Raw genomic sequence first — 22563 nt, 5'->3', positions numbered from 1 at the left:
CCATCAATGACTCGCTCGCTCATGACTCCGAGCGCTCCTCGGGCGAGGGCGCATCGGGGCCCGAATCGGGGGCGATGACCTGACCGGAGTCGCGCTCATCGGCGGGCTTCTCACCGGTGCTCGCCGGGATGACGACCGGAGGCCGCTGGTCGGGGACTCGCGTGTCCGAGCCCGTCCACGGCGGTCGGATGTCCCGACGGCGCAGCGGTTCGAAGATCCGCGCGACCTGAGCCTTGTCGAGGGTCTCCTTCTCCATCAGCTCCTCGACGAGCGCGTCGAGGACATCGCGGTTCTCCGCGAGGATGTCGAAGGCCTCCTGATGGGCGTGCTCGATCAGCGCGGAGATCTCATCGTCGATGGTCGCCGCGACGTGCTCGGAGTAGTTGCGCGTGCTCCCGAGATCGCGGCCGAGGAAGGGCTGCGAGTTGTCCTCGCCGTACTTGATCGCGCCCACGCGCGAACTCATGCCGTACTGCGTGACCATCGCCCGGGCCAGACCGGTGGCCTTTTCGATGTCGTTGCCCGCACCGGTCGTCGGGTTGTGGAAGACCAGCTCCTCCGCGGCGCGGCCACCGAGCATATAGGCGAGCTTGTCGAGCAGCTCGGCGCGGGTCTGAGAGTACTTGTCCTCATCGGGCAGCACCATCGTGTAGCCGAGGGCGCGTCCGCGCGGCAGGATCGTGATCTTGTGCACCGGATCGCTCTGGGGCAGTGCAGCGGCCACGAGCGCGTGCCCGCCCTCGTGATAGGCGGTGACGAGACGCTCGTGCTCGTTCATCAGGCGGGTGCGCTTCTGCGGTCCGGAGATCACCCGGTCGATCGCCTCGTCGAGGGCGGCATTGTCGATGACGCTCTGGTTGTTGCGCGCTGTCAGCAGTGCCGCCTCATTGAGCACATTGGCCAGATCGGCACCGGAGAAGCCAGGCGTCCGACGCGCCACCGCCGCGAGATCAACGTCCGGTCCCATCGGCTTGCCCCGCGCGTGGACCTTGAGGATGTGCGTGCGTCCGTCCAGATCCGGGGCCTCCACGCCGATCTGCCGATCGAAGCGGCCCGGGCGCAGCAGCGCCGGGTCGAGCACATCGGGCCGGTTGGTGGCTGCGATGAGGATGACCCCGCCACGGACATCGAAGCCGTCCATCTCGACCAACAGCTGATTGAGCGTCTGCTCCCGCTCGTCGTGGCCGCCGCCCATACCGGTCCCGCGGTGGCGTCCGACCGCGTCGATCTCGTCGATGAAGACGATCGCCGGAGCGTTCTCCTTGGCCTGCTCGAAGAGATCGCGGACACGCGAGGCGCCGACACCGACGAACATCTCGACGAAGTCCGAGCCCGAGATGGAGTAGAACGGCACTCCGGCCTCACCGGCCACGGCGCGGGCGAGCAGCGTCTTGCCGGTTCCCGGAGGACCGTAGAGCAGCACGCCCTTGGGGATCTTGGCGCCGACGGCCTGGAACTTGGCCGGCTCGGCGAGGAACTCCTTGATCTCCCCGAGCTCCTCGATGGCCTCGTCGGCCCCCGCGACATCGGAGAAGGTGGTCTTCGGCGTGTCCTTGCTCATGACCTTCGCCTTGGACTTGCCGAACTGCATGACCCGGCCGCCGCCACCCTGCATCGACATCATGATCCAGAAGAAGAGCAGCAGGAACAGCAACAGCGGCAACATCGTGCCGAGCAGCGAGAGCAGCGGATTGCTGCGCGGGACCTCGACATTGTAGGAGTCCATGTCACCGTCGTCGACCTGCTGCTGAGCCAGGGTGACGAGGTCGCTGCTCTGCTGGTCGCCGAGCCAGGTGGACTTGATCTGCTCCTCGTCCTCACCCTTGAGGGTCGCGCGGATCTCCTGGTCTCCCTCGACGAAGGTCACCTCCTGGATGTCCTGGTCGTCGAAATGCTTGACCATGGTGGCCGTCTTGACCTCTTTGTACCCGTCCGCGCCCGAGGAGAAGTTGATCACCACCAGCACCACGACGGTGATGAGGATGATCCAGAGCCAGGGGCCCTTGAAGAGACGTTTGACGTTCATGTGGCGCGGGGGTGTCCGTTCACTCAGGAGTAGACGTGCTCAGCCAGTGTGCCGATACTGCGCAAGTTCCGGTACTGCTCGTTGAAGTCCAGCCCATAGCCGATGACGAAGGCATTGGGGATGTCGAAGCCCACGTACTTGACGTCGACGGGGATCTCGAGTGCCTCCGGCTTGCGCAACAGCGTGGCCACCTCGACCGAGGCCGGGCCACGCGATCGCAGATTCGCGACCAGCCACGAGAGCGTCAGCCCCGTGTCGATGATGTCCTCGACGATCAGGACGTGCCGGCCTTCCAGGGAGGTGTCGAGGTCCTTGAGGATGCGCACCACCCCCGAGGAACGGGTGCCCGCATACGACGAGACGGCCATCCAGTCGATCTCGACGTGCCGGTTCAAGGCCCGGGACAGGTCGGCCATGACCATGACGGCACCCTTGAGGACGCCGACGAGCAGCAGGTCCTCACCCTCATAGTCGGCCTCGATCTGGCGCGCCATCTCGGCGAGGCGGGCCTGGATCTCGTCCTCGGTGTAGAGGGGCTTGGTCCGGTCGATGTCGCTCTCTACGTGTTCGACGTCCACGGGCTCAGCCTGCCACAGGCGTGGGAATGAACCGGAGCCGGTTCCCCGCCCGCACCGCGCTCACCCCGCCCGGCAGCTCCACCCGCCGCTGGCCGTGCCACCGGGTGACGAGCGACTCGAGCCCGTCGACGTGCGCGGCGGTGAGCTCGCCCGGACGCGCTCCGGCGGCGATGGCCGCGCGCCGCAGCACCCGTGAACGGATGGCGGGAGCGAGTACGGCCAGCGCATCGATCTCGTCGGTCATCGCCGTCTCGGCGGCGGTGTCGAGGGCATCGGCATCCGCGCGCAGCAGGTCGGCTGTGCGGGCGAGGGCCTGTGCCGCTCCCCCGCCGAGCACCTCCTCCATCAGCGGGAGCAGTTCGTGGCGGACGCGTGTCCGTCGCAGCCGGGGATCGGCATTGTACGGATCGCTCCACCAGTCGAGCCCGTGCACGCGGCAGATCCGCTCGGTGTCCGCACGGCGGAGCGTCAGCAGAGGGCGCACCAGTCTGCCCCTCCGTCCGGCCATGCCGGCGAGCGAGCGAGCTCCCGAGCCCCTCCCGAGCCCCAACAGGACGGTCTCGGCCTGATCGTCGAGGGTGTGGGCCAGCAGGATCTGGGCGTCATCGGCGACCGCGACCCGATCGAGGGCTGCATACCGCGCGTCCCGCGCGGCAGCCTCCAGACCGCGCGAGTCGGCCGGGTCCACGTGGATCTCGACCACCTCGGCAGCGACGCCCAGGGAACGCGCCGTATCCGCCGCGCGGCGGGCGGCGTCGGCCGAGACCTCCTGCAACCCGTGATCGACGACCACTGCCCGCAGTGGGCGTGCCATCCGTTGCGCGACGAAGGCGGTCACTGCCGTCAGGGCGAGTGAGTCGGCACCCCCCGAGAGAGCGATGACGACGGCACGGGGGTCGTCCTCCAGTGCCGCGCGCACGAGCGAGCGAGCCCGTGCGACGACCGGATCCAGACGTCCCGGCATGGTCGTCAGCCGTGGACGCGGGCGATCCAGCGCGCGGGATCGTCGATCTCGGCCCTGGTGGGCAGATGCGCCGGCTCGGACCAGACGGCCGCGAATCCGTCCACACCGACTCGCTCGCTGACCTCGCGGACGAACACCGCGCCGTCCCGGTACTGGCGCATCTTCGCCTCCAGGCCGAGCAGGCGCCGCAGGATCTTGGCGAGCCCGGTGCCCTGCGAACGGCGCTTGTCGAACTTGCGGCGGATGGAGGCCACCGAGCCGATCAGATCCGGTCCCGCAGCGTCCATGACCACATCGGCGTGTCCCTCCAGCAACGACATGAGACCGGTCATCTGGTCGACGATCCGCCCCTGACGCTCGTTCTGGAAAAGGTCGGAGAGGGACTTATCGGACTCGCCGCGGATGATCCGCATCAACTCGGGGAGCACCTCGGTCACCAGCGCGCTCACGGCACCCTCGGACGTATCGGTGGCGTCGACGAAGTCATCGAGCAGACCCTGCAGGTGCTCCCGCATCCACGGCACGCCGGTGAACTGGGCACGATGGGTCTCCTCGTGCAGGCACACCCACTGCCGGAAGTCGCTGGGATCGGCGCCGAGCTCACGTTCGACGTGGACGATATTGGGCGCGACCAGCAGCAACCGGCCGCCGATGCCGCCGTCGACATGGAAGGGATCGAACTGCCCGAGCACCTTGCTAGACAGGAAGGCCATCAGCGCCCCGAGCTCGACCCCCGATGCTTTGGCGCTGACGGCACGAGCGGCCGGCGACGGCTCGCGTTCGGCGGTGAGCGAGGTGACGACCGGCTCCATGATCCGCGAGAAGGTGGACAGATTCGCCTCGACCCACCGGGGACGATCGACCACGAGCACGGGCGAGGCGGCATCGGCCACCAGGCCGGTGTAGCTCTCGACGGGAGCGACCGCGCGTCGCGCCGCGGCGCGCAGTTCATCGACCACCTCGGCGACCTCGGCCGCCTCCAGCTCCGGGCCGGGCTTGATGAAGCGGTTCGCGGTGCTCTGCGCGAGCTTCCAGTCGATCATGGCGCCTACGGTATCGGCCCCTTCGCGATAGAACGCGAAAACGGACCTGCCTGAGACTCCTGGGCGGTGACTCATCAACCACCCCATCATCCCGATGAGTCCTGAATCGTCGACATCGCGCCAAGCGGTGAGTAATCAACCGATGCTGATAGTCGACGACGCACCGCCCATCGCGGAGTCAGCTGGTGATCGGCGAACGATCAGACCGCGGTCCCTGTTGGACGCTCAGCACGCGCAGCCGGCCACGGCGCCGGCGACCGCGTCGAGCGCGGCCTGGGTCTCGAGCGGGTTCAGCGCCTCGGTGTCGTCGGCCATGACGGCGAAGGCGATGGGGCGGCCTCCGTCGATGGTCGCGATGCCGGCGAGGCTGTGCACGCCCGTGAGGGTGCCGGTCTTGGCCCGGACCCATCCCAGGGCATCGCGGCTCTGGGCGAATCGGTTGCGGACCGTACCGTCGAAACCCCCGACGGGCAGGCCGCTGAGGGTGGCGGTCGTCGCCCGGTCCCGTCCGGCGGCGACGAGCGTCTGCACCAGCGTGGTGGGACTGATCCGGTTCCCGCGGGAGAGGCCGCTGCCGTCGTAGAGCTCGAGCCCGTCCGTCGAGATCGCGGACTCCTCGAGCACCGACCTCAGCACACTGACACCGCCCGCGAAACTCGATTCCTCACCGCGCGCCACGGCGATATGGCGCAACATGACCTCGGTCGCCTCGTTATCGCTCGTGGCCAGGAACTCCGCGGCGATCGTCGCCACGGGGGCGCTGCGCACCAGGGCCACGTCCGAGGCGTTCGCCCTCGCTTCACCCGGAGCGACCGTCGAGACGGTGACCCCGCGATCGCGCAGGAGTGTCGCGAAGTCGTTGGCGGCCGCGAGGGCGGGATCCAGCGAGCGGATGCCGTCGCGCCGGCCCTGATCGGCCCAGAGGGAGACGATCGGGGCGACTACCCCGGGCACATAGCCCTCCTCCCAGTCCGGGCTGATCGCCGGGCCACTGAACAGCGAGGCGTCGTACTGCAACGCGAACTCGCCGGCACCGACCTCGCGCACGACACGGTCGGCGAGCGTCTCCAGGCTCGCGGGCCGGACCGGGTCCGACTCCGCCGGGCGGTCCCGGCTCAGGTAGGGATCGCCGCCGCCGATCAATGTGAGGGTGGTGCCATCGCGGACGACGCGCGTGGAGAAGCGGTCGTCCGGGCCGAGCGTTTTCAACGCGCCGTAGGCCGTGAGCACCTTGGTGGTCGAGGCAGGGACGAATGCGGCCTCATCACCGCCGGCGAGCGGGGTGCCGTCGCGGGCATCGACGGCCGCGAAGCCGACATGCGGTCCGAGGGAGCCGGCAGACAGCGGACCCGCGACGGCCTGTTTGAGGGCATTGGAGGCGATCGGCTCGTCAGTGGGCTCGTCGGGCATGATCCGCGAGCCGGCCAACGACTGCACGCCTTCGGGGGCCGTCGCATAACGCGCCGGACAGGCACCGTCGCAGATGAAGCGGTTCAGGTCACCGCGCAGATACAGGATGCCGATGCCCGCGAGCACCGCCAGCACGACCCCGAGCACGAGGAATCTGCTGAGCACCCTGCCCCAGCCGCGTACCGCCATGTGGGAGAGAATATAGAGTCAGCACTCGACCGATCACGCGAGGCGACGATCTCGTCTCCGCGCCGTGGACGTCGCCTACATCACCGGAGGTACTGTGTTTTTCGATGTCACCGTGGAAATTCCCAAAGGGGAGCGCAACAAGTACGAGCTCGACCACAAGACGCATCGCCTTCGCCTGGATCGGACGCTCTTCACGTCCATGCAGTATCCCGCTGACTACGGTTTCATCGACGATTCCCTCGGCCAGGACGGCGACCCGCTCGATGCACTCGTGATCCTGCCGTTCCCGACTTTCCCGGGCTGCGTCATCGAGTGCCGCGCCATCGGCATGTTCACGATGACCGACGAGGCCGGCGGCGACGACAAGATCCTGTGCGTCCCCTCCACGGATCCCCGCCAGGAGCACCTGCAGGACATCGGCGATGTCGCCCAATTCGACCTCAGCGAGATCCAGCACTTCTTCGAGTCCTATAAGGCGCTCGAGCCGGGCAAGTCCGTCGAGGAGGGCTCCCACTGGGTGGGCCGCGCCGAGGCCGAGGTCGAGATCGAAGCCAGCTTCCAGCGCTTCCGGGACAACGGCGGCTACTGAGCACCGCCCTCCGCGCGGGTACCGGATGACTCACCGCCCACCGCGTGGGTGGGCAGGGTCGTCCTAGTCGGCCGGCGCGTCGTCGCCGGCCGGTGGGATGAGCGCTCGCATGACATCGGTGAACACGCCGACATCGATATGCGCGTCCAGGGACCGCAACGCCCCGAGGCCGACGCCGAGGCTCAGCAGTGCGGCTGCCGCGGTGGGGATGGGGAGCCGGGAGGTGAGCCCGGCCTCCTCGACCACGTACTCGATGAGCTGGCCGATCGCTTCGCGAATCTCGCGATGCCGGGTGACCAGCTCGGCGGCCACCCACTCGTTGTGGCGGGCCACCGCACCGAACTCGACCTCGAGGGCCGTCCACCGAGGCTCCCCGAGTCCATCGTGGGCCCAGTCGGCGAAGGCCTTGAGCTGCGCCTCCAGGTCGGCCTCCCGGGTGAAGGCCTCGCGGACGCCACGGACCTTCTCGGCGTGGATCACATCGAGCACGGCGAGGCAGAGCTCTTCCTTGCCAGCGAAGTTCGAGTACACCGCTCCCTTGGAGAACCCTGCCTCCAAGGCGACCTTGTCGAGGGAGGTCGCCGCATAGCCGTCGCGGAGGAACATCTCCTGCGCCACCTCGATCAATCGCCCCCGCGTCTGCGCCTGTCGTTCGGCGCGTGTCACCCTGGTCCCTGTCACCTTCGGGCCTCCTGCCACTCAGATACCGATAGTATCTGAAAATCCAAGTTGACGCGAGGTTCAGGTTCACCACTAGGCTCTGCCTATGCGTGCGATTCAGATCACTTCACTGGGCGGACCCGACGCGATCGAACTCAACGATATCGAGGCCCCCAGCGATGACGCAGCGGTCGTCATCGCCGTCCGGGCCGCTGGCGTGGCCTTCCCCGAGCTCCTGCAGACTCGCGGCCAATACCAGATCAAGCCCGAGCTGCCCTTCATCCCCGGCAGCGAGGTGGCCGGCGATGTCATCAGCGCCCCGGCGGACTCCGGCCTGCGTCCCGGCGACCGGGTCGCCGCGCTCCCCTTCCTCGGCGGCTTCGCCGAGCAGGTGACGGCCGAGCCCCAGTACACCTTCGCGCTCCCCGACACGATGAGCTACGAGGCCGGCGCGTCCTTCATGTTCAACTACGGCACTGCCTATTTCGCCCTGGTCGAACGCGGAGGACTACAGGCCGGTGAGTCCGTACTCGTGCACGGTGCCGCCGGCGGTGTCGGCACGGCCGCGATCCAGGTCGCCAAGGCCTTCGGAGCCGGACGCGTCGTGGCCGTCACCTCGACCGACGAGAAGGGCCGGATCGCCCTCGAGGCAGGTGCCGACGAGTACGTCCTCGCGGAGGGCTTCAAGGACGCCGCCCTGACGGGCGGACGCATCGACATCATCGTGGACCCCGTCGGCGGCGACCGCTTCACCGACTCGCTGCGGTGCCTGGCCGAGGACGGTCGCCTCCTGGTCATCGGATTCACCGGCGGGGAGATCCCGACCGTCAAGGTCAACCGGCTACTCCTCAACAACGTGTCGGTCGTCGGGGTCGGCTGGGGTGCCTACGCACTGAGCCGTCCCGGCCACCTGCAGAAGGAGTGGAAGGCCATGCTGCCGCACATCGAAAGCGGAGCACTCGCTCCGATTATTGGCCATAGCTGGCCCCTCGCGGAAGCCGCCCAGGCGCTCAACGCACTCGACCAGCGACAGGCCACCGGCAAGGTCGTCCTCACCGTCTGAGCCACCCGGCCACACCGGAGTCGGGTGTCCGGAAAAAACCGCGAATAGGCCATTAGTACTAGTCATGATGGGTCCAGCCGTCTAGGCTGGACCCATCATCGCGTGCTGGTCGCGGTGATCCGGTGCACGAGGCAAGGGGGTCCCATGTCCATCAAAGTCAGTGACCCGGCCCTGTCCATGCAGCTCGGCGCCGCGCGTGTGGCCGCCGCCCGCCGGGAGATCGCTGCGCACAGCAGCGCCCTTCGCGCATCGCTCTTCGGGGACGACGAGCAGTCCACCCGCGAGCACTACCGCTATGATGCCGACACCCGGCGTATCCTGACGGCTCTCGAGCGGCTCGAGGCCGCACTGGACCATTCGGCGCTGGCGCAGCCCTTCCTCCAGGACGATCCCCGGCCTCGGCGCGCCGGATGACCTCGTCCGATTCCCCCCACCGCGATGCCATCAACCAGCGGTTGATCGAGTTGGAACACGAACTCCGCGAACTCCGCGTGCAGTGGAGCAACACCGCCACCGAGGCGTATCAGTCGGCGCTCGGCCAGTGGCAGAGCGCCGCGGCCGACCTCTCGCTCCTCCTCGCACAGGAGTCATCGTCGGCCCCTCGGGATGACGATGTTTCCGCCGCGGAGGAGACCCACCCGGCGCCACGGCGTTACCCGCACTGGGCCTGATCCGGGAGCCGAGTCATGCAAGACTGAGCCGCATGGCGGTGGTCCCGGAGTTCTGGCAGTCAGTCGAGACCTTGCACGCTCCGGTCTACTTCGCCGAGGGCGCCACCGAGCGCTATGCCGAGATCGGCCTCGCCGGATTCTGGATGGGGTACACCGCGTCCAGGTCGGCGGCCCTCGGCACCCCGTCCCCCGAGCTCGTCACCGCGTTGTTCCACGGTTTCTCACCGGCCCGCATCCGTCGCGCCCTGCCGGACGCGTGGTCGCGCTCCGTCCCGGCCGAGATCCTGCGCACCCGCCGGTCGATCGCCCACGACGCCCTCGCCCCGCTACTCGGCGCCGATGACACGATCGAGCCCGTGGCGCGGCAGCTCACCGCGATGCTCGATGGCGCCGACTGGGCCGGTAAACCCCTCGCGGCCGCCCACGCCGCGCTCCCGGTGCCCGAAGACCCGCTCGACAGGCTCTGGCACGCCGCGACCGTGTGGCGGGAGTATCGCGGCGACTGCCATGTCGCCGTCCTCACCGCGGCGGGTCTGGGAGGCGCCGCGGCGAACCGGCTGACCCAGGCCGCCGGCCTCGTGCCGCCCACACAGCAGGCCGCCCGAGGGTGGGACGATGACGCGTGGAGCGAGGGTGCCGAGAACCTCCGCCAACGCGGCTGGCTCACCCCCGAGGGCGCGCTCACCGATTCCGGCCGCGCCGCGCGGATCCAGCTCGAAAGGGCGACCGACCGGGTCTGCGCCAATGGACTCGACCATCAGGCCACGGCCCGCGCGCTGACGGTCACAGCGGCGATCAGCGAGCTGGCGAAGCGTGTCAGCCCACTCGTCCCCGAGCTGAGCCCCACGGGCGTGCGACCACCCACCGGCTGACGGGGACAATACCGAGGTGGATCTCTTGAACGCCTGGCGACTGTCGATCGGTACCTTCACTGCCATCCCGGTGACACCGCCCCGCGAGGTCACTCCGCGTCTCAGCGGGGCCGCGGTGGCCCTGGCACCGCTTGCGGTCGTGCCGATCGCCGCCGTCGCGGCCCTCGTACTGTGGTCAGGTCGAGAACTCGGCCTCGCGCCGATCGCCATCTCGGCGACCGCCGTGGCCGTGCTCGCCCTCGGCAGCCGAGCCTTCCACCTGGACGGACTGTCCGACACCGCGGACGGACTGACCTCGTCGTACGACCCCGTGCGAGCCCTCGAGGTGATCAAGGTCGGCAATGCCGGTCCCGCCGGAGCCGCCGCTCTCGTACTGGTGCTCGGCATCCAGATCGGCGCGCTCACGGCGCTGCTCGACGAGAGCTGGGGCCCGGCGATCGCCGCCGCGCTGATCTGCACCTCCCGCGCCGTCGCAACCATCGGTTGCACCCGTGGGGTGCGGGGGGCGCGCAAGGACGGCCTCGGCGTGACCTATACCGAGACGATCCATCCGGTGGTCACGGCGATCATCTGGACCGTGCTCACCATCGCCCTGTGTCTCGGCGCCTGGGTCCTCGACCTGCCGTGGTGGCGCGGGCTCATCATCGCCGCAGCAGCGCTCCTCGCGACCGGCTGGCTGCTGCGTCGCGCCGTCCGACGGCTCGGCGGTGTCGTCGGCGACGTCTTCGGCGCGACGGTGGAGGTCTCGCTCGCCGTCATGCTGCTCTCGGCCACCTGATCCCCCGTCGTGGGCGGTGAGCTCTTCCGCACTTCAGTGCTCAATTGCGGGATAGCTCACCTCGGCCCTCGGACCCACGCACGATGTGCTTTCGCGGTCGCTATAGCGACCACAGATGCGCATCCCCGTCGATACCGCACCGCGGACCGTGTATCCAGGCCACGCCGCTCACAGCCTCAGCACTCGGCCGGCGACCACGAGGAGGACCTCGTCGCATTCCATCGCCAGGCGCTGATTGGCGAATCCGAGGAGATCGCGGAACAACCGGGCCCTCCAGTCATCGGTCACCGCGCCCATGCCGACCTCCTGCGTCACCAGCACCACGGTGTCGCGGCGGGCCGCGACCGCCTCGGCCACCGTCTCGACCTGCTGCATGAAGCGCGGCTCCCACTCCTCGCGAGTGGCATCCCAGCCGTCCAGCTCACCGATGAGCCATTGCACCCAGTCGCCGACGCAGTCGACGATGACGGCTCCCTCGGCGGCGCAGACGGCATCGGCCAGACCATGGGACTCCACCGTCACCCAGCTCGACGGACGACGCGCCTGATGCTCGACGACCCGCGCCGCATGGGACGGGTCGGCAGCAGGATCGGCCTCACGCCCGGGCGCGATATACGTGACATGGGGTTCGGCCACGACGAGCGACTCCGCGTGGAAGGACTTGCCCGAGCGCACACCCCCGGTGACCAGTGACTTCACGGTGACCTCCTCCACCCGTGCAGCGCTCACGAGCGCCATCAGCAGTACATCATGGACAGCCGATGCCCGCGGTCCGAGCGGGGATGAACCCTCACTCTCGTACAAAGATCGCGATCGGACCGCCGACTTTTCGGATGATCATCCGAGTTTTCCACTTTTTCCTCCGAGCCGGTGGCTCAGATCGGCGACACGTGCTGCACTGGACGATGTCGGGTCACTCCTCCCTCATGACTCGGCCCGTGAATCGCGGAGTGGCCAGTTACTCCCTCCCACTCCCTACTGGCCACTCCGCGATCTTCAGCAGCTGCTTGCGCGTCGGCTGGTGGTCCGGCGAGAATGTGAGGCCCGGCACGTTGAGCAAGGGAGATCATGAGCGCCGCATCACGTCGTCGAGCCGATGGCGCGTCCTCATGACCGCGCTCCGCGAGGACGGCAATCTCCGCGGACTCGCTCGCACCTTCGTTCCCCTCTTCCGCCCTCGAATACCCGAGCTCGTCACGCGGATCACGAGTGAGATCCAAGCGGGGGTGCCGGCCTTCGCGGGTCCCTCGCAGGGACGACGCCACCGGCTCATCATGGTGGCGGTCAACGGAGCGGTCAGCCACTTCCTCGATCTGGCTGAAGGCAACGGTGGCGCGGGCGACCGCGTCGACGATCTCTTCCGCAAGATGGGATACGGCGAGGCCCTCGACGGACACGACCTCACCGCGATGCGGGCATCGCATCGCATCGCCCGTGAGCGTGCCTGGGACTACCTGCGCAGCTTCGCCGTCGAGAATCAGTTGAGCGCCGAGGCCCTCGGCGTGCTCGGCGATGCTCTACTCGCCTATATCGACCATCTCTCCGAGCAGGCGGTGATCGGCTGGCAGGCGGCCCACGATGTGCTCGAACGCGATCAGGACCGCAATCGCGTCCGTCTCCTCGACATGCTGATCGACCCGGGCCTGCCCGATATCGGCGGACTCGCCGCGCAGGCCCGCTGGCCGGTACCCGAACGCTTCATCGTGTGGGCGATCCGGGCGATCTCCCTCGAACAACCACTCACACTCCCCGAACTGCCCGGGGATGTGCTGCAACGCTCCAGCGCGCGTGCCGTCGACCTGGTCTGCGCCGAGCACGATGCCGACGAGCTCCGCCGACGACTCGACGAGATCGCGGCACCCGGCATCGTCATCGCCTTCAGCTGGCCCGTGGAACGCCACGACGTACCCGATGCCCACCGCTGGAGCACCCGGGCGATCCAGCTCCACACGGCCGGTGTCATCGCGGACCATCCCGTGATCGACTGCGCCCAGCACCGCACCCAACTCTGGCTCGGCGCCGAGCCCGCGCTGCGGCGCGGCATGGTCCAGGAGCTGCTGCGGCCCCTCCTGGCCGAGACCCCCAACTCCCGCGAGATTCTTTCCGAGACGCTGCTCGCCTGGCTCGAGACCCGCGACAGCGCTCCGGCGATCGCCGCACGACTGGGCGTGCATCCGCAGACCATCCGCTACCGATGGAAGCGCATCAACGAGATCTTCGGCGATGACCTCCACGAACCGGAGTTCATCGTGCAGATCACCATGCTGCTCAAGGCGAGCGTCCCTCTCTGGAAGGCCGGGGACCAGCGCGACTTCGAACGGTTCCACGCCGAGGAGACCCCGTGATCGGACGTGTGCTCTGGGTCGGGGTGGGCGCCGTCGTTCTCGCTGTCTGGTGGATCCAGGACGGACCGCTGTGGGCTCTGATCGCCGCGGTCGGCACCCTCGTCGTCACCGCTCCGGCTGCCTTCGACCTCGGGGCGCGCGGTGCCCGGCGATCACTCAGCCGTGCCGCAGCCAAGCGAGGACTCGATCTCCCCCCCGATCCCTGGATCGAGCGGCTGGTGATGGATCGAGACGGTTACCTCGTGACCGGCATGCGGGTCGACGAAGTGCAATCGCTGCGCGCCGGACACGAGCGGGACCTCCGCTGGTTCGCCGGGGCATTGGAGCACCATGCCACCCACCGGGTCGGCCGGGCGATCGCGCGACTCTCGACCCGCGGACGGGTGACCGATGTCTTCGAGGACTCCGCCGTGGGCATCAGCGGCATCGTCGACAAGCATCCGGTGCGGGTCGGCGCGCCCCGATGGATCGGCATCGACACCGCGACCGATCCGATATCGACGACCGTGGCAGTCGAGGTCGACGACCGTCCGCTCGGGCTGATCCGGCTCGTCGACGAGATCGCCGACTCCGCGGCGCCGGGGGTGCAGCGGCTCCGTGAACTCGGCATCGGCTGCACCCTCGCCACCCGGACCACACGCGAGAAGGCCGAGCATGTCGCGGCCCATGTGGGTATCGACGATGTCCGGGCACAGAGCTCGCCGGAGGAGGTCTCGGCGGAGCTCAACGCCGCGGGGGTCCATGCCGCCGTCCTGCCTCTTCCCGACGGCCCCGCCGATCTCCGCCTCGTCGCCGAGGCCTACGCCCTCGCGCGTGACCTTCCGGCACGGATCCGACGCGGCAGGAGGCTCGCTCTGATCGGCAGTATCACCGCCGGACTCGTCGTGGCGACCGCGCCCTCGTTAGCCGTCATCCGTGGCGGTTGACGGGACCACTCCCCGCCCATCGCCGAAGGGCCGTCAGAAGGCGACGTGTAGGGCGCCCACCGTCTCACCGCCGCCGAGGACGCGCGGACGCTCCGTCAGGACCTCGGCCTCCCAGCCGGCGAGCTGCACCGCTCGCCCGGCGACGGCATACAGCGGCCGGTCGGCTCCGTCCTCGATCTTCACGGCGATCGCCGTGGAGTCCGGCAGCCCGACCACGAACAGGGCCTCGGCACCGGACTTGGCGATGACCCCCGGCAGCTCGGTCATGAACCGCAGCTCCGGGCGACGGGTGCCGCTCACGAAGGTCGGATGGTCGAGCATCGCCCGCCGCAGCCGACCCTCCTCGGAGTCCTCGGGCGCGGCGGCGATCCGCGCGATCCCCATCGCGAGATGGCGCATGCTGGTGGCGTGCTGCGGCGCTCCGCAACCATCGATGCCGATCCGGGCCGGCCGGGCCCCGATGAGCTCGGTGAAGGTCTCCGTGATCGCGACCTGCAGCGGATGGTCCGGCTCGAGATAGCTCCCCGGGTCCCAGCCGCGCTCCACGCAGGTCCGGAGCATGGCCGCGTGCTTGCCCGAGCAGTCGTGCCGGATGGGCAGCCGCCCCTCGCCCGCGCGCAGGATCGCGGCGTGCTCCTTCGGATCGACGGGATAGGACGGGGGCGTCTGCAATGCTTCCTCGGTCAGCCCCGCATCGGCGAGCATGGCACGTACCGTCTGGAGATGGAACGGCTCCGCGGAGTGGCTCGCGCTGGCGATCGCGAGCTGCTCGCCCACCAGCGGCAGCCCGGCACGCAGCATCGCGACAGCCTGGAAGGGCTTGTTGGCCGATCTGGGGTAGGTGATGGTGTCGGGGTCGCCGAGTGCCCAGATGACGGCGCCTTCAGCGTCGACCCGCACGGCTACACCCCGGTGCCGGCTCTCCACCAATCCAGACCGTTCGACCTCCGCGATGACGTCCATGCCGCCACCCTAGTGTCCTGCGGCTCAGCCGTTCTGTCGGCCACCGGTAGTCTCCCGGCATGGACGAACTGCACGCGATCATCCCCGCGGGGGGCGCCGGAACCCGGCTCTGGCCGCTCTCCCGCGCCGGTCACCCGAAGTTCCTCCTGGACCTCACCGGCACGGGCCGTTCGCTGCTGCAGCAGACGGCGGACCGCCTGGACGGTCTGGCGGCGGGCGTGCACGTCGTCACCGGGCGAGCGCACGAGTCCGCCGTCGCCGAGCAGCTCCCCGATGTCGAGGTGCTGGCCGAGCCCAGCCCCCGCGACTCGATGCCCGCGATCGGCCTGGCCGCCGCGATCATCGCGCGACGTGACCCCGACGCGATCATCGGATCGTTCGCGGCCGATCACGTGATCGACGACATCGCGGGGTTCACCGCCGCGGTACGCGAGGCGGTGAGAGTCGCCGAGACCGGCAAGGTCGTGACGATCGGTCTCACCCCGCTGACCCCGTCGACCGCCTTCGGCTATATCGACGGTGGCGACCGACTCGATGCTTTCGCGACCGCGAGGAGCGTGAACCGGTTCGTGGAGAAGCCCGATCTCGAGACGGCGCGCGGATACCTCGCCGCCGGCACCTACTCCTGGAATGCCGGCATGTTCGTGGTCCGGGCGTCTGTACTGCTGGAGCACCTCGCCCGACTGCAGCCCACGATGCACGCCGGACTGCTGGCGATCGCCGAGGCATGGGACACCCCCGGACGGGAGGCCGCCCTCGCGGAGCACTGGCCGCGACTGACCTCGATAGCGATCGACCACGCCATCGCCGAGCCCGTGTCGCTCGACGGCGGAGTGGCGGTCGTGCCGGGCGCCTTCGACTGGACCGATCTCGGAGATTTCGCCGCGCTGGCCGCGAAGTCTCCGTCTGCCGATGCGGTCTGGGTCGATGCCGCCGGCTTCGTCGCCAGCACGACGGAGCAGACGGTGTCGGTCGTGGGCCTCGACGACGTCATCGTCGCGGTCACCCCCGACGCCGTCCTCGTCACCACGCGGGCCGCGGCCCAAGACGTCAAGGCAGTCCCGGGGCGATGGCGAGAGCGCGGTCGCACCGACCTGCTCTGACCCACCCGACCGGCTGACTCCCCTGGGTGGTGGATTACGCACCTCTCGAGGACGTCGAGAGGTGCGTAACCCACCACCCACCGAGACCAGACGTGCCTAGCTCACCGCCCCACCGAGGCGAGGGGTGCGTAGGTCACCGCCCCGGTCAGATGAGATCGACGAGGCGGCTGGCCGCGCGATCCTGCGGAGCATAGGCCTCGGCGATCTCACCCGTCCCGTGGACGGTGAGCTCCCCGTCCACGGCTCCGGCGTACACGGCATCGCCGCGGGTCAGCTTGAGCCGCTCATCGAAGGAGTTCACCAACTCGACCTCACCGCCGGTGCACACCACGATGCGCTGGGGCGCATCGATGAGCCGCACGCCTTCCGGCTCACCACGAGAGCACTGCGTCACCGCGAGGGCGAAGTCCCCGACACCGGGATCGTAGACCTCGGTCGTGAAGCCGAGGGTATCGGGCGTGACCCGCGCCAGCCGCGACATGCCGGCATCGAGGCAGTCCACCAGCCCCCGGGTGTCCAGATGCTTGCTCGTGAGGCCCGCCCGAAGGACATTGTCCGAGGTCGCCATGACCTCGAGACACATTCCGCGCAGATGGGCGTGCACGACCCCCGTGTCGAGGAAGGCGGCCTCGCCCGGCTGCAGTGTGAGGCGGTTCAACAGCAAGGAGATGACGACCCCCGGGTCGTTGGGGAAGTCCTGACGGATCAACAGAGCGGTCGCATAGGCCCGCTTGATGTCGAGCCCCTGGTCGAGCAGATCGCGGCAGCATTGCACGACCTGATCGATCTGCTGAGGATCGATCGACTCGGCGAGCAGCGATTCCACGAGACGTACGATGCCGGCGAATCCCGGATTCGCCCGCAGCCCATCGTGCATCCATTGCGCCAGGGGTGCCTCGATCGGAGCGAGCACCCGCAGGATCTCCGCGGTGGGCCGGAAGCCGACCACCGTGTCGAAGGTCGACAGCGCGTAGACCATCTCCGGTTTGTGATTCGGGTCCTTATAGGTGCGCTCAGGAGCGTCGAGGGCGATGCCGAGCGCGTTCTCCCGCTCGAATCCCCGCCGCGCCCGCTCCCGGTCCGGGTGCACCTGCAGCGACAGGGGGCGACGCGCCGAGAGGAGCTTCAGCAGGAAGGGAAGCTCCCCTACCACCTCGTCGAGGCGGCGCCTGGATCCATCGGGCAGTGTGACCGATGACGGGTCCATGGGGTGGGTGCCCATCCAGACCTCGGCGACCGGCTCATCGGGGCGTCCGGCACCGACGAATCGCGGGATCTCGTCGAAGCTACCCCAGTCGTAATGCCGTACGGCGTTGTCGAGGACGAACACCCGTCCAGTCTAGGGCGTGGCGCCCGATCGCAACCGTCGTCCTGCTCGAGTGACATCGTTGCGCGGCGGTGCGGACCGATCGCGGACTACGTGCGGGGGCCCTTGCGATGCGGCGGCTTGCCTCCTCGACCCTTGCCGCCCTTGTACGCAGCACCCTTGCGCGGTCCGCCTTTGTCGCTCCGGTAGCCGCCGGGACGGCCCTCGTCGCGGCGCAAGTCGATGCGCCGTCCGGAGATCCGAGTGTCGCTCAGCGCATCGAACACCTCACCGGGCAGATCCGGGGGCAGCTCCACGAGCGTGTGGTCCATGCCGATCGTGATCTTGCCGAAGTCCGAGCGCCTCAGACCACCCTCGTTCGCCATGGCGCCGACGACCATCGCCGGGGTGACCTTGTGCCTCTTGCCCACCGCGATCCGGTAGACGGATCGTCCGTCCTTCGGAGCCCTCGGCTCCCGGGCCTCGCGCGGCTCCCGCTGGTCGCGGGGCCCGCGCTTGTGGGGGCCGGGCACCTCACCGGAGACGAAGAACTCGTCGCCATCGTGGCCCATCACCGCGAGCGCGGCGGCGATGTCGATCATCTCCACGCCGTTCTCGACCGCGAACTGCTCGACGAGGCCACGGAAGGCATGGAACTGCGGCGAGCCCATGCTGGAGGTGATCTCCTTGGCGAACTTGTCCACCCGGCGCGCGTTGACCTCATCGGCGGTCGGGATCGACATCTCGACCACCGGCTGTCCCGAGACCTTCTCGATCGCTCCGAGCATCCGCCGTTCGCGCGGGGTCACGAAGACGATCGCGTCACCTGTGCGCCCCGCCCGGCCGGTGCGACCGATGCGGTGGACATAGGCCTCGGTGTCGTGCGGGATGTCGTAGTTGACGACATGGCTGATGCGCTCGACGTCCAGCCCGCGGGCCGCGACATCCGTCGCCACGACGATGTCGAGCACACCGGATTTGAGCGCCCCGACGGTGCGCTCGCGCTGGGCCTGCGCGAGATCGCCGTTGAGAGCCGCCGCCTGATAGCCGCGGCTGCGCAGCTTCTCGGCCAATTCCTCGGTCGCCTGCTTGGTGCGGACGAAGATGATCATCGCGTCACCCGACTCGACCTCGAGGAGTCGCGTCAGCACATCGAGCTTGTAGTGCTGCGAGGTCGCGATCCAGCGCTGGCGCACCGAACTGGTCGACTGACGCGCCTGGGGTGTGGCGATGTCCATCGGGTCGTGCAGGTACTGCTTGGCCAATCGGCGGATCGCCGTCGGCATCGTCGCCGAGAACAGCGCGACCTGCTTGTACTCGGGCGTGTCGGCGAGGATCCGTTCGACATCCTCGGCGAAGCCCATGTTGAGCATCTCGTCGGCCTCGTCGAGCACCAGGACGTCCAGATGCGAGAGGTCGAGGGTGCCACGTTCCAGGTGGTCGATGACGCGGCCGGGAGTGCCGACCACGACATGTGCACCGCGCTTGAGTCCGGAGATCTGGAACTGATAGCTCTGCCCGCCGTACACCGGCAGCACCCGGAGACCCGGGGTGGCGGCGGCGTAGGTAGCGAAGGCCTCGCAGACCTGGAGCGCCAACTCGCGGGTCGGCGCGAGCACTAGCGCCTGCGTCTGCTTCGCCGAGGGGTCGAGGCGCTGCAGGATGGGCAGCGCGAAGGCCGCGGTCTTGCCGGTGCCGGTCTGCGCCAGGCCGACGACATCCCGGCCGGTCAGCAGCGCTGGGATGGCCTTCTCTTGAATGGGGGTGGGCGTCTCATAGCCCAGTCCCGTGACGACGTCGACGATCGCGTCGTCCAAGCCGAGTTCGGCGAAATCGGCCATTACCGGGCCGCTCGCACGTGTAGTCCTGCATCGGGGTCCACGATGATCTCCTGTGATGCGGCGACGCCGTCGGCCACGAGCGTGGCGGCGGGGTCGACATTGCGTTTGACGACGGCCAGGGCGATGGGCCCCAGCTCGTGATGGCGTGCACTCGAACCGATCTGTCCGACGACCTTGTCGCCGTCGAGGATGTCGGTGCCGTGCGCGGGAAGGTGGTCGACGGAGCCGTCGAGCAGCAGCCGGACGAGGCGGCGCGGCGGACGCCCCAGGTTGTAGACGCGGGCCACCGTCTCCTGCCCGCGGTAGCAGCCCTTGTCCAGGTGGACGGCGCGGCCGAGCAGGCCGACCTCATTGGGGATGGTGCGGTCGTCGGTGTCCAGACCGAGCCGCGGCAGCCCCTGCTCGATGCGGATGGCCTCATAGGCCCAGGTGCCGGCCGGCCGGCCGAGCTCGGCGGGGAGACCGGCCAACTCCTCGCGGGCGATGAAGCGGGGCATCAGCTCAGCCCCCGTCGCGATGAGGACATGGTCGGCGTCGCGCGCCACCTCGACGCGCGACATGAAGCGCATGCGATCGAGGAAGGCGATCAGATCGTCAGCGGCACCCGGTTCCGTGTAGGCGCGGAAGACGTCCTCACCGTCGTCGCGGCCGGTGAAGGCGAACTCGATGCGCCCCTGCGGCGTGAGCAGGAGGACATCGGTCCACGTGTGCGCGGGCAGCGATTCCAGGTGCTGGGTGGTGAGCGAATGGAGCCAGGTCAACCGGTCGGGCCCGCTCACGGTGAAGACCTCACGGTTCGACAGGTCGACGAAGCCCTCGCCGACGATCAGGCGGCGCTGCTCGGGGACGATCGATCCATAGTGCGCGGCAACGCCGGAATCGGGCGCGTCGGCCTCCACCGCGCCGGGGAGGTCGAGCAGGGGGCTGCGGTGTTCAGACACGGGCGAGCTTCCCCCAGAGGTGGGACTGCAGGGGCTGACCCTCGGCGGCCATGTCATAGGCATACATGAGGTTGCCCTCCACCAGGCCGTACATCCGCTGGCCCGCGGTGTACTCCTTGGCGGTCTCGGTCCGGGCGATGACATCGGTGCTGAGCGTGAGACGGGGGCCGTCGATCTCGCCGTACCAGATCTCGGCGTAGCCGGTGGGGTGCGCGAGGACCATCTCGACCTTGCCCTCCCCCACAGCCCGGATGAATCCGGTCTCGAGGGCACCGGGTCGCACGCGATCGCCGTCCTCGTCGGTGATCCAGGTCTGGCTGAAGTAATGCAGGAACGGGCGGGTGTCGTGCGTGAACGCGATGTCCTGCTCGAAGCCGAACTCCTCGATGGTGGGGTAGTCCCCGCGGCCATTGCCGTGCCAGTGCCCGAGGAGCCAGGCGAGGGGCATGACGTCCTGATGGAGGTCGGGCGGAATCTCGAAGGCCATAAGGGCCATCCTATCGCCGATCGCCTGAGGTCCGACACGTACGCTGGCGCGCATGCGGGCGGTCGTGCAGCGGGTCACACGGGCATCGGTCACGGTGGGCGGAGAGGTGATCTCACGCCTCGACGCACCGGGGCTCCTGGTGCTGCTCGGCATCACCCACGACGACACATCGGAGCGCGGGGCGACTCTCGCCGCGAAGCTCTGGAAACTGCGGATCCTGGCCGAGGAGAAGTCGGCCTCGGACATCGGGGCACCGGTGCTGGTGGTCAGTCAGTTCACGCTGTACGCCGATACCCGCAAGGGGCGGCGGCCGTCCTGGGGCGCGGCGGCGCCGGGGCCGGTGGCCGAGCCCCTGTACGAAGAGTTCTGCGTGGCCCTCGAGGCACTGGGCGCGACGGTGGGCCGCGGGATGTTCGGGGCGGACATGGCGGTCGAGCTCGTCAATGACGGCCCGGTGACCTTGCTCCTCGAGGCCTGAATCGGACACCTCACCCACGCGCCGGTGGCAGTACGCCACCAACCCCATCCAGCCGCGAATACGTTGACCAGGTACCGCCAGCTGCGACGAGGGGTTGATGGCCTACCGCCGCCACCCAGCGGGACGACGAAGGGGACCCACCGGGTCGGTGAGTCCCCTTCGTTCGATGGATCGGGTCAGACGGTGACGGCCACCTCGGCGACCGATCCCTTCTGGGCGACGACCTGACGCTCCACGACATCGGCGCGCGGCGCCAGAGTGCGCAGCGTCCACGAGCCCGGGGCCGCGAAGAACCGGAACTGTCCGGTGGCCGAGGTCGGGACCTCGGCGGTGAACTCGCCGCCCGCATCCAGCAGTCGCACGTAGGCATTGCCGACCGGCTCGTCACCGCGGGTGACGATGCCCTGGATCACAGCCTGATTGGCGACATCGACGCCCTCGAGGCTCGGGCCGCCCTTGATCGCTCCGCACATGTCAGGCCTCCCCGGGCTCGTCACCGAGGGCGACCGGCACGCCGCGCAGCGAACCGTACTCGCTCCACGAGCCGTCGTAGTTCTTGACATTCGGGTAGCCGAGGATCTCCCGCAGCACGAACCACGTGTGCGAACTGCGCTCGCCGATGCGGCAGTAGGCGATGGTGTCCTTGTCCTCATCGAGTCCGGCGTCGCTGTAGAGCTCGCGGAGCTCCTCGTCGCTCTTGAAGGTGCCGTCCTCATTGGCGGCCTTGCTCCACGGCACGTTCCCGGCGGTGGGGATGTGACCGGCGATCTGCGCGGCCTCCTGCGGCAGGTGCGCAGGGGCTAGGAGGCGACCGGCGAACTCGTCGGGGCTACGAACGTCGATGAGGTTCTTGGTGCCGATGGCTTCGACGACCTCGTCGCGGTAGGCGCGGATCTCCTCGTTCGGCTCCTTCGCCGTGTAGGTCGTCGCCTCGCGCGAGGGGACCTCGGTGGTCAGCTCGCGGGAGTCGAGCTCCCACTTCTTGCGTCCGCCGTCGAGCAGCCGCAGGTTCTCGTGCCCGTAGTACGCGAGATACCAGTAGGCATAGGCCGCGAACCAGTTGTTGTTGCCGCCGTAGAAGACGATCGTGTCGTCATTGCCGACACCCTTCTCGCTCAGCAGCTTCTCGAGGCGGTCCTTGCTGATGAAGTCGTGACGCACGCCGTCCTGGAGGTCCTTCTTCCAGTCCAGCTTGATGGCGCCGGGGATATGACCCTTGTCGTAGGCCTCGGCATCCTCGTCGACCTCGATGAGGACGACATTCGGATCGTTGAGATGCTCCTCGACCCAGTCGGCCGTGACGAGCGCGTTCTCGCGGCTCATACTCATT

The 22563-nt window shown here is 68.7% G+C and carries 24 protein-coding genes; 10 read left to right on the top strand and 14 right to left on the bottom strand.

Translation table 11 applies throughout. The annotated features are described in order from the left end of the window. Positions 1–19: 19 nt before the first annotated feature. From ftsH to dacB, 5 genes are all read right to left on the bottom strand, one after another. The gene (gene ftsH, locus BHE97_RS16850) at positions 20–2026 is read right to left on the bottom strand and encodes an ATP-dependent zinc metalloprotease FtsH (protein ID WP_087625198.1); all 2007 of its coding nucleotides are present in this window, start codon (positions 2024–2026) and stop codon (positions 20–22) included. A gap of 23 nt (positions 2027–2049) precedes the next feature. After that, positions 2050–2604, bottom strand: a complete 555-nt coding sequence (gene hpt / locus BHE97_RS16845) for a hypoxanthine phosphoribosyltransferase (RefSeq protein WP_087625197.1) — start codon at positions 2602–2604, stop codon at positions 2050–2052. Positions 2605–2608: 4 nt separating this feature from the next. Further along, entirely contained in the window at positions 2609–3568 is a 960-nt protein-coding gene (gene tilS, locus BHE97_RS16840) for a tRNA lysidine(34) synthetase TilS (protein ID WP_087625196.1), read from the bottom strand. A 5-nt stretch (positions 3569–3573) separates the two neighbouring features. Further along, a complete protein-coding gene (locus BHE97_RS16835) occupies positions 3574–4611 on the bottom strand; it encodes a zinc-dependent metalloprotease (RefSeq protein WP_087625195.1) in 1038 nt (345 codons plus the stop codon). A gap of 225 nt (positions 4612–4836) precedes the next feature. Next, entirely contained in the window at positions 4837–6210 is a 1374-nt protein-coding gene (gene dacB / locus BHE97_RS16830) for a D-alanyl-D-alanine carboxypeptidase/D-alanyl-D-alanine-endopeptidase (RefSeq protein ID WP_087625194.1), read from the bottom strand. A gap of 94 nt (positions 6211–6304) precedes the next feature. On the opposite strand from dacB, the gene BHE97_RS16825 reads away from it, so the two are divergent. Next, a complete protein-coding gene (locus tag BHE97_RS16825; RefSeq protein ID WP_087625206.1) occupies positions 6305–6799 on the top strand; it encodes an inorganic diphosphatase in 495 nt (164 codons plus the stop codon). Positions 6800–6862: 63 nt separating this feature from the next. Here the strand turns inward: BHE97_RS16825 and BHE97_RS16820 are convergent, their stop codons facing one another. Beyond that, a complete protein-coding gene (locus tag BHE97_RS16820) occupies positions 6863–7480 on the bottom strand; it encodes a TetR/AcrR family transcriptional regulator (RefSeq protein WP_236757758.1) in 618 nt (205 codons plus the stop codon). A gap of 85 nt (positions 7481–7565) precedes the next feature. Here BHE97_RS16820 and BHE97_RS16815 point away from each other — a divergent pair, with 85 nt between their 5' ends. The 5 genes from BHE97_RS16815 (at position 7566) to BHE97_RS16795 (ending at position 10843) form a co-directional block, all read left to right on the top strand. Further along, a complete protein-coding gene (locus BHE97_RS16815) occupies positions 7566–8522 on the top strand; it encodes an NADPH:quinone oxidoreductase family protein (RefSeq protein ID WP_087625192.1) in 957 nt (318 codons plus the stop codon). Between the two features lie 144 nt (positions 8523–8666). Further along, positions 8667–8936, top strand: a complete 270-nt coding sequence (locus tag BHE97_RS16810) for a hypothetical protein (protein WP_087625191.1) — start codon at positions 8667–8669, stop codon at positions 8934–8936. After that, positions 8933–9193 (top strand): hypothetical protein, encoded by a 261-nt coding sequence (locus BHE97_RS16805; RefSeq protein ID WP_087625190.1) that lies wholly within the window; start codon positions 8933–8935, stop codon positions 9191–9193. Before BHE97_RS16810 ends, BHE97_RS16805 begins: the two co-directional genes overlap by 4 nt. A gap of 32 nt (positions 9194–9225) precedes the next feature. Continuing rightward, positions 9226–10065, top strand: a complete 840-nt coding sequence (locus tag BHE97_RS16800; protein WP_087625189.1) for a hypothetical protein — start codon at positions 9226–9228, stop codon at positions 10063–10065. A 16-nt stretch (positions 10066–10081) separates the two neighbouring features. Next, complete coding sequence (locus BHE97_RS16795; protein ID WP_087625188.1) at positions 10082–10843, top strand: adenosylcobinamide-GDP ribazoletransferase; 762 nt, start codon at positions 10082–10084, stop codon at positions 10841–10843. 168 nt (positions 10844–11011) lie between these two features. Here BHE97_RS16795 and BHE97_RS16790 read toward each other — a convergent pair whose 3' ends face one another. Beyond that, a complete protein-coding gene (locus tag BHE97_RS16790; RefSeq protein ID WP_087625205.1) occupies positions 11012–11542 on the bottom strand; it encodes a bifunctional adenosylcobinamide kinase/adenosylcobinamide-phosphate guanylyltransferase in 531 nt (176 codons plus the stop codon). 410 nt (positions 11543–11952) lie between these two features. On the opposite strand from BHE97_RS16790, the gene BHE97_RS16785 reads away from it, so the two are divergent. Together BHE97_RS16785 and BHE97_RS16780 are read left to right on the top strand one after the other, a co-directional pair. Further along, entirely contained in the window at positions 11953–13188 is a 1236-nt protein-coding gene (locus BHE97_RS16785; protein WP_170931472.1) for a helix-turn-helix domain-containing protein, read from the top strand. Continuing rightward, entirely contained in the window at positions 13185–14114 is a 930-nt protein-coding gene (locus tag BHE97_RS16780; protein ID WP_087625186.1) for an HAD family hydrolase, read from the top strand. Before BHE97_RS16785 ends, BHE97_RS16780 begins: the two co-directional genes overlap by 4 nt. Positions 14115–14147: 33 nt before the next feature. Here BHE97_RS16780 and BHE97_RS16775 read toward each other — a convergent pair whose 3' ends face one another. Continuing rightward, on the bottom strand, positions 14148–15077 hold the full coding sequence (locus tag BHE97_RS16775; protein WP_087625185.1) for an asparaginase: 930 nt from the start codon (positions 15075–15077) through the stop codon (positions 14148–14150). A gap of 59 nt (positions 15078–15136) precedes the next feature. Between BHE97_RS16775 and BHE97_RS16770 the strand changes: the two genes are divergently transcribed. Continuing rightward, positions 15137–16180 (top strand): mannose-1-phosphate guanylyltransferase, encoded by a 1044-nt coding sequence (locus BHE97_RS16770; RefSeq protein ID WP_087625184.1) that lies wholly within the window; start codon positions 15137–15139, stop codon positions 16178–16180. A 145-nt stretch (positions 16181–16325) separates the two neighbouring features. Here the strand turns inward: BHE97_RS16770 and manA are convergent, their stop codons facing one another. The 4 genes from manA to BHE97_RS16750 all read right to left on the bottom strand — a co-directional run bounded on the left by manA (position 16326) and on the right by BHE97_RS16750 (position 20755). Continuing rightward, positions 16326–17510, bottom strand: a complete 1185-nt coding sequence (manA, locus tag BHE97_RS16765; RefSeq protein ID WP_087625183.1) for a mannose-6-phosphate isomerase, class I — start codon at positions 17508–17510, stop codon at positions 16326–16328. An 86-nt stretch (positions 17511–17596) separates the two neighbouring features. Next, positions 17597–19327 carry a DEAD/DEAH box helicase gene (locus tag BHE97_RS16760; RefSeq protein WP_087625182.1) on the bottom strand — a complete coding sequence of 577 codons (1731 nt, stop codon included), beginning with the start codon at positions 19325–19327 and terminating at the stop codon, positions 17597–17599. Continuing rightward, positions 19327–20268 carry a glycine cleavage T C-terminal barrel domain-containing protein gene (locus BHE97_RS16755; protein ID WP_236757757.1) on the bottom strand — a complete coding sequence of 314 codons (942 nt, stop codon included), beginning with the start codon at positions 20266–20268 and terminating at the stop codon, positions 19327–19329. The genes BHE97_RS16760 and BHE97_RS16755 overlap by 1 nt, the downstream gene beginning before the upstream one ends. Beyond that, on the bottom strand, positions 20261–20755 hold the full coding sequence (locus BHE97_RS16750; RefSeq protein ID WP_087625180.1) for an FABP family protein: 495 nt from the start codon (positions 20753–20755) through the stop codon (positions 20261–20263). Before BHE97_RS16750 ends, BHE97_RS16755 begins: the two co-directional genes overlap by 8 nt. Positions 20756–20807: 52 nt before the next feature. Here BHE97_RS16750 and dtd point away from each other — a divergent pair, with 52 nt between their 5' ends. Next, entirely contained in the window at positions 20808–21233 is a 426-nt protein-coding gene (dtd, locus tag BHE97_RS16745; RefSeq protein WP_087625179.1) for a D-aminoacyl-tRNA deacylase, read from the top strand. A 176-nt stretch (positions 21234–21409) separates the two neighbouring features. On the opposite strand, the gene BHE97_RS16740 is transcribed toward dtd, so the two are convergent. Continuing rightward, the gene (locus BHE97_RS16740) at positions 21410–21706 is read right to left on the bottom strand and encodes a DUF1416 domain-containing protein (RefSeq protein ID WP_087625178.1); all 297 of its coding nucleotides are present in this window, start codon (positions 21704–21706) and stop codon (positions 21410–21412) included. 1 nt (position 21707) lies between these two features. Further along, positions 21708–22556, bottom strand: a complete 849-nt coding sequence (locus tag BHE97_RS16735) for a sulfurtransferase (protein ID WP_087625177.1) — start codon at positions 22554–22556, stop codon at positions 21708–21710. Positions 22557–22563 lie beyond the last annotated feature (7 nt).

The sequence above is a fragment of the Aeromicrobium sp. PE09-221 genome, from assembly GCF_002174305.1.
GTDB lineage: Bacteria > Actinomycetota > Actinomycetes > Propionibacteriales > Nocardioidaceae > Aeromicrobium.
The sequence above is the reverse complement of the archived record's forward strand: the minus strand, read 5'-3'. Positions and strand labels throughout refer to the sequence as shown.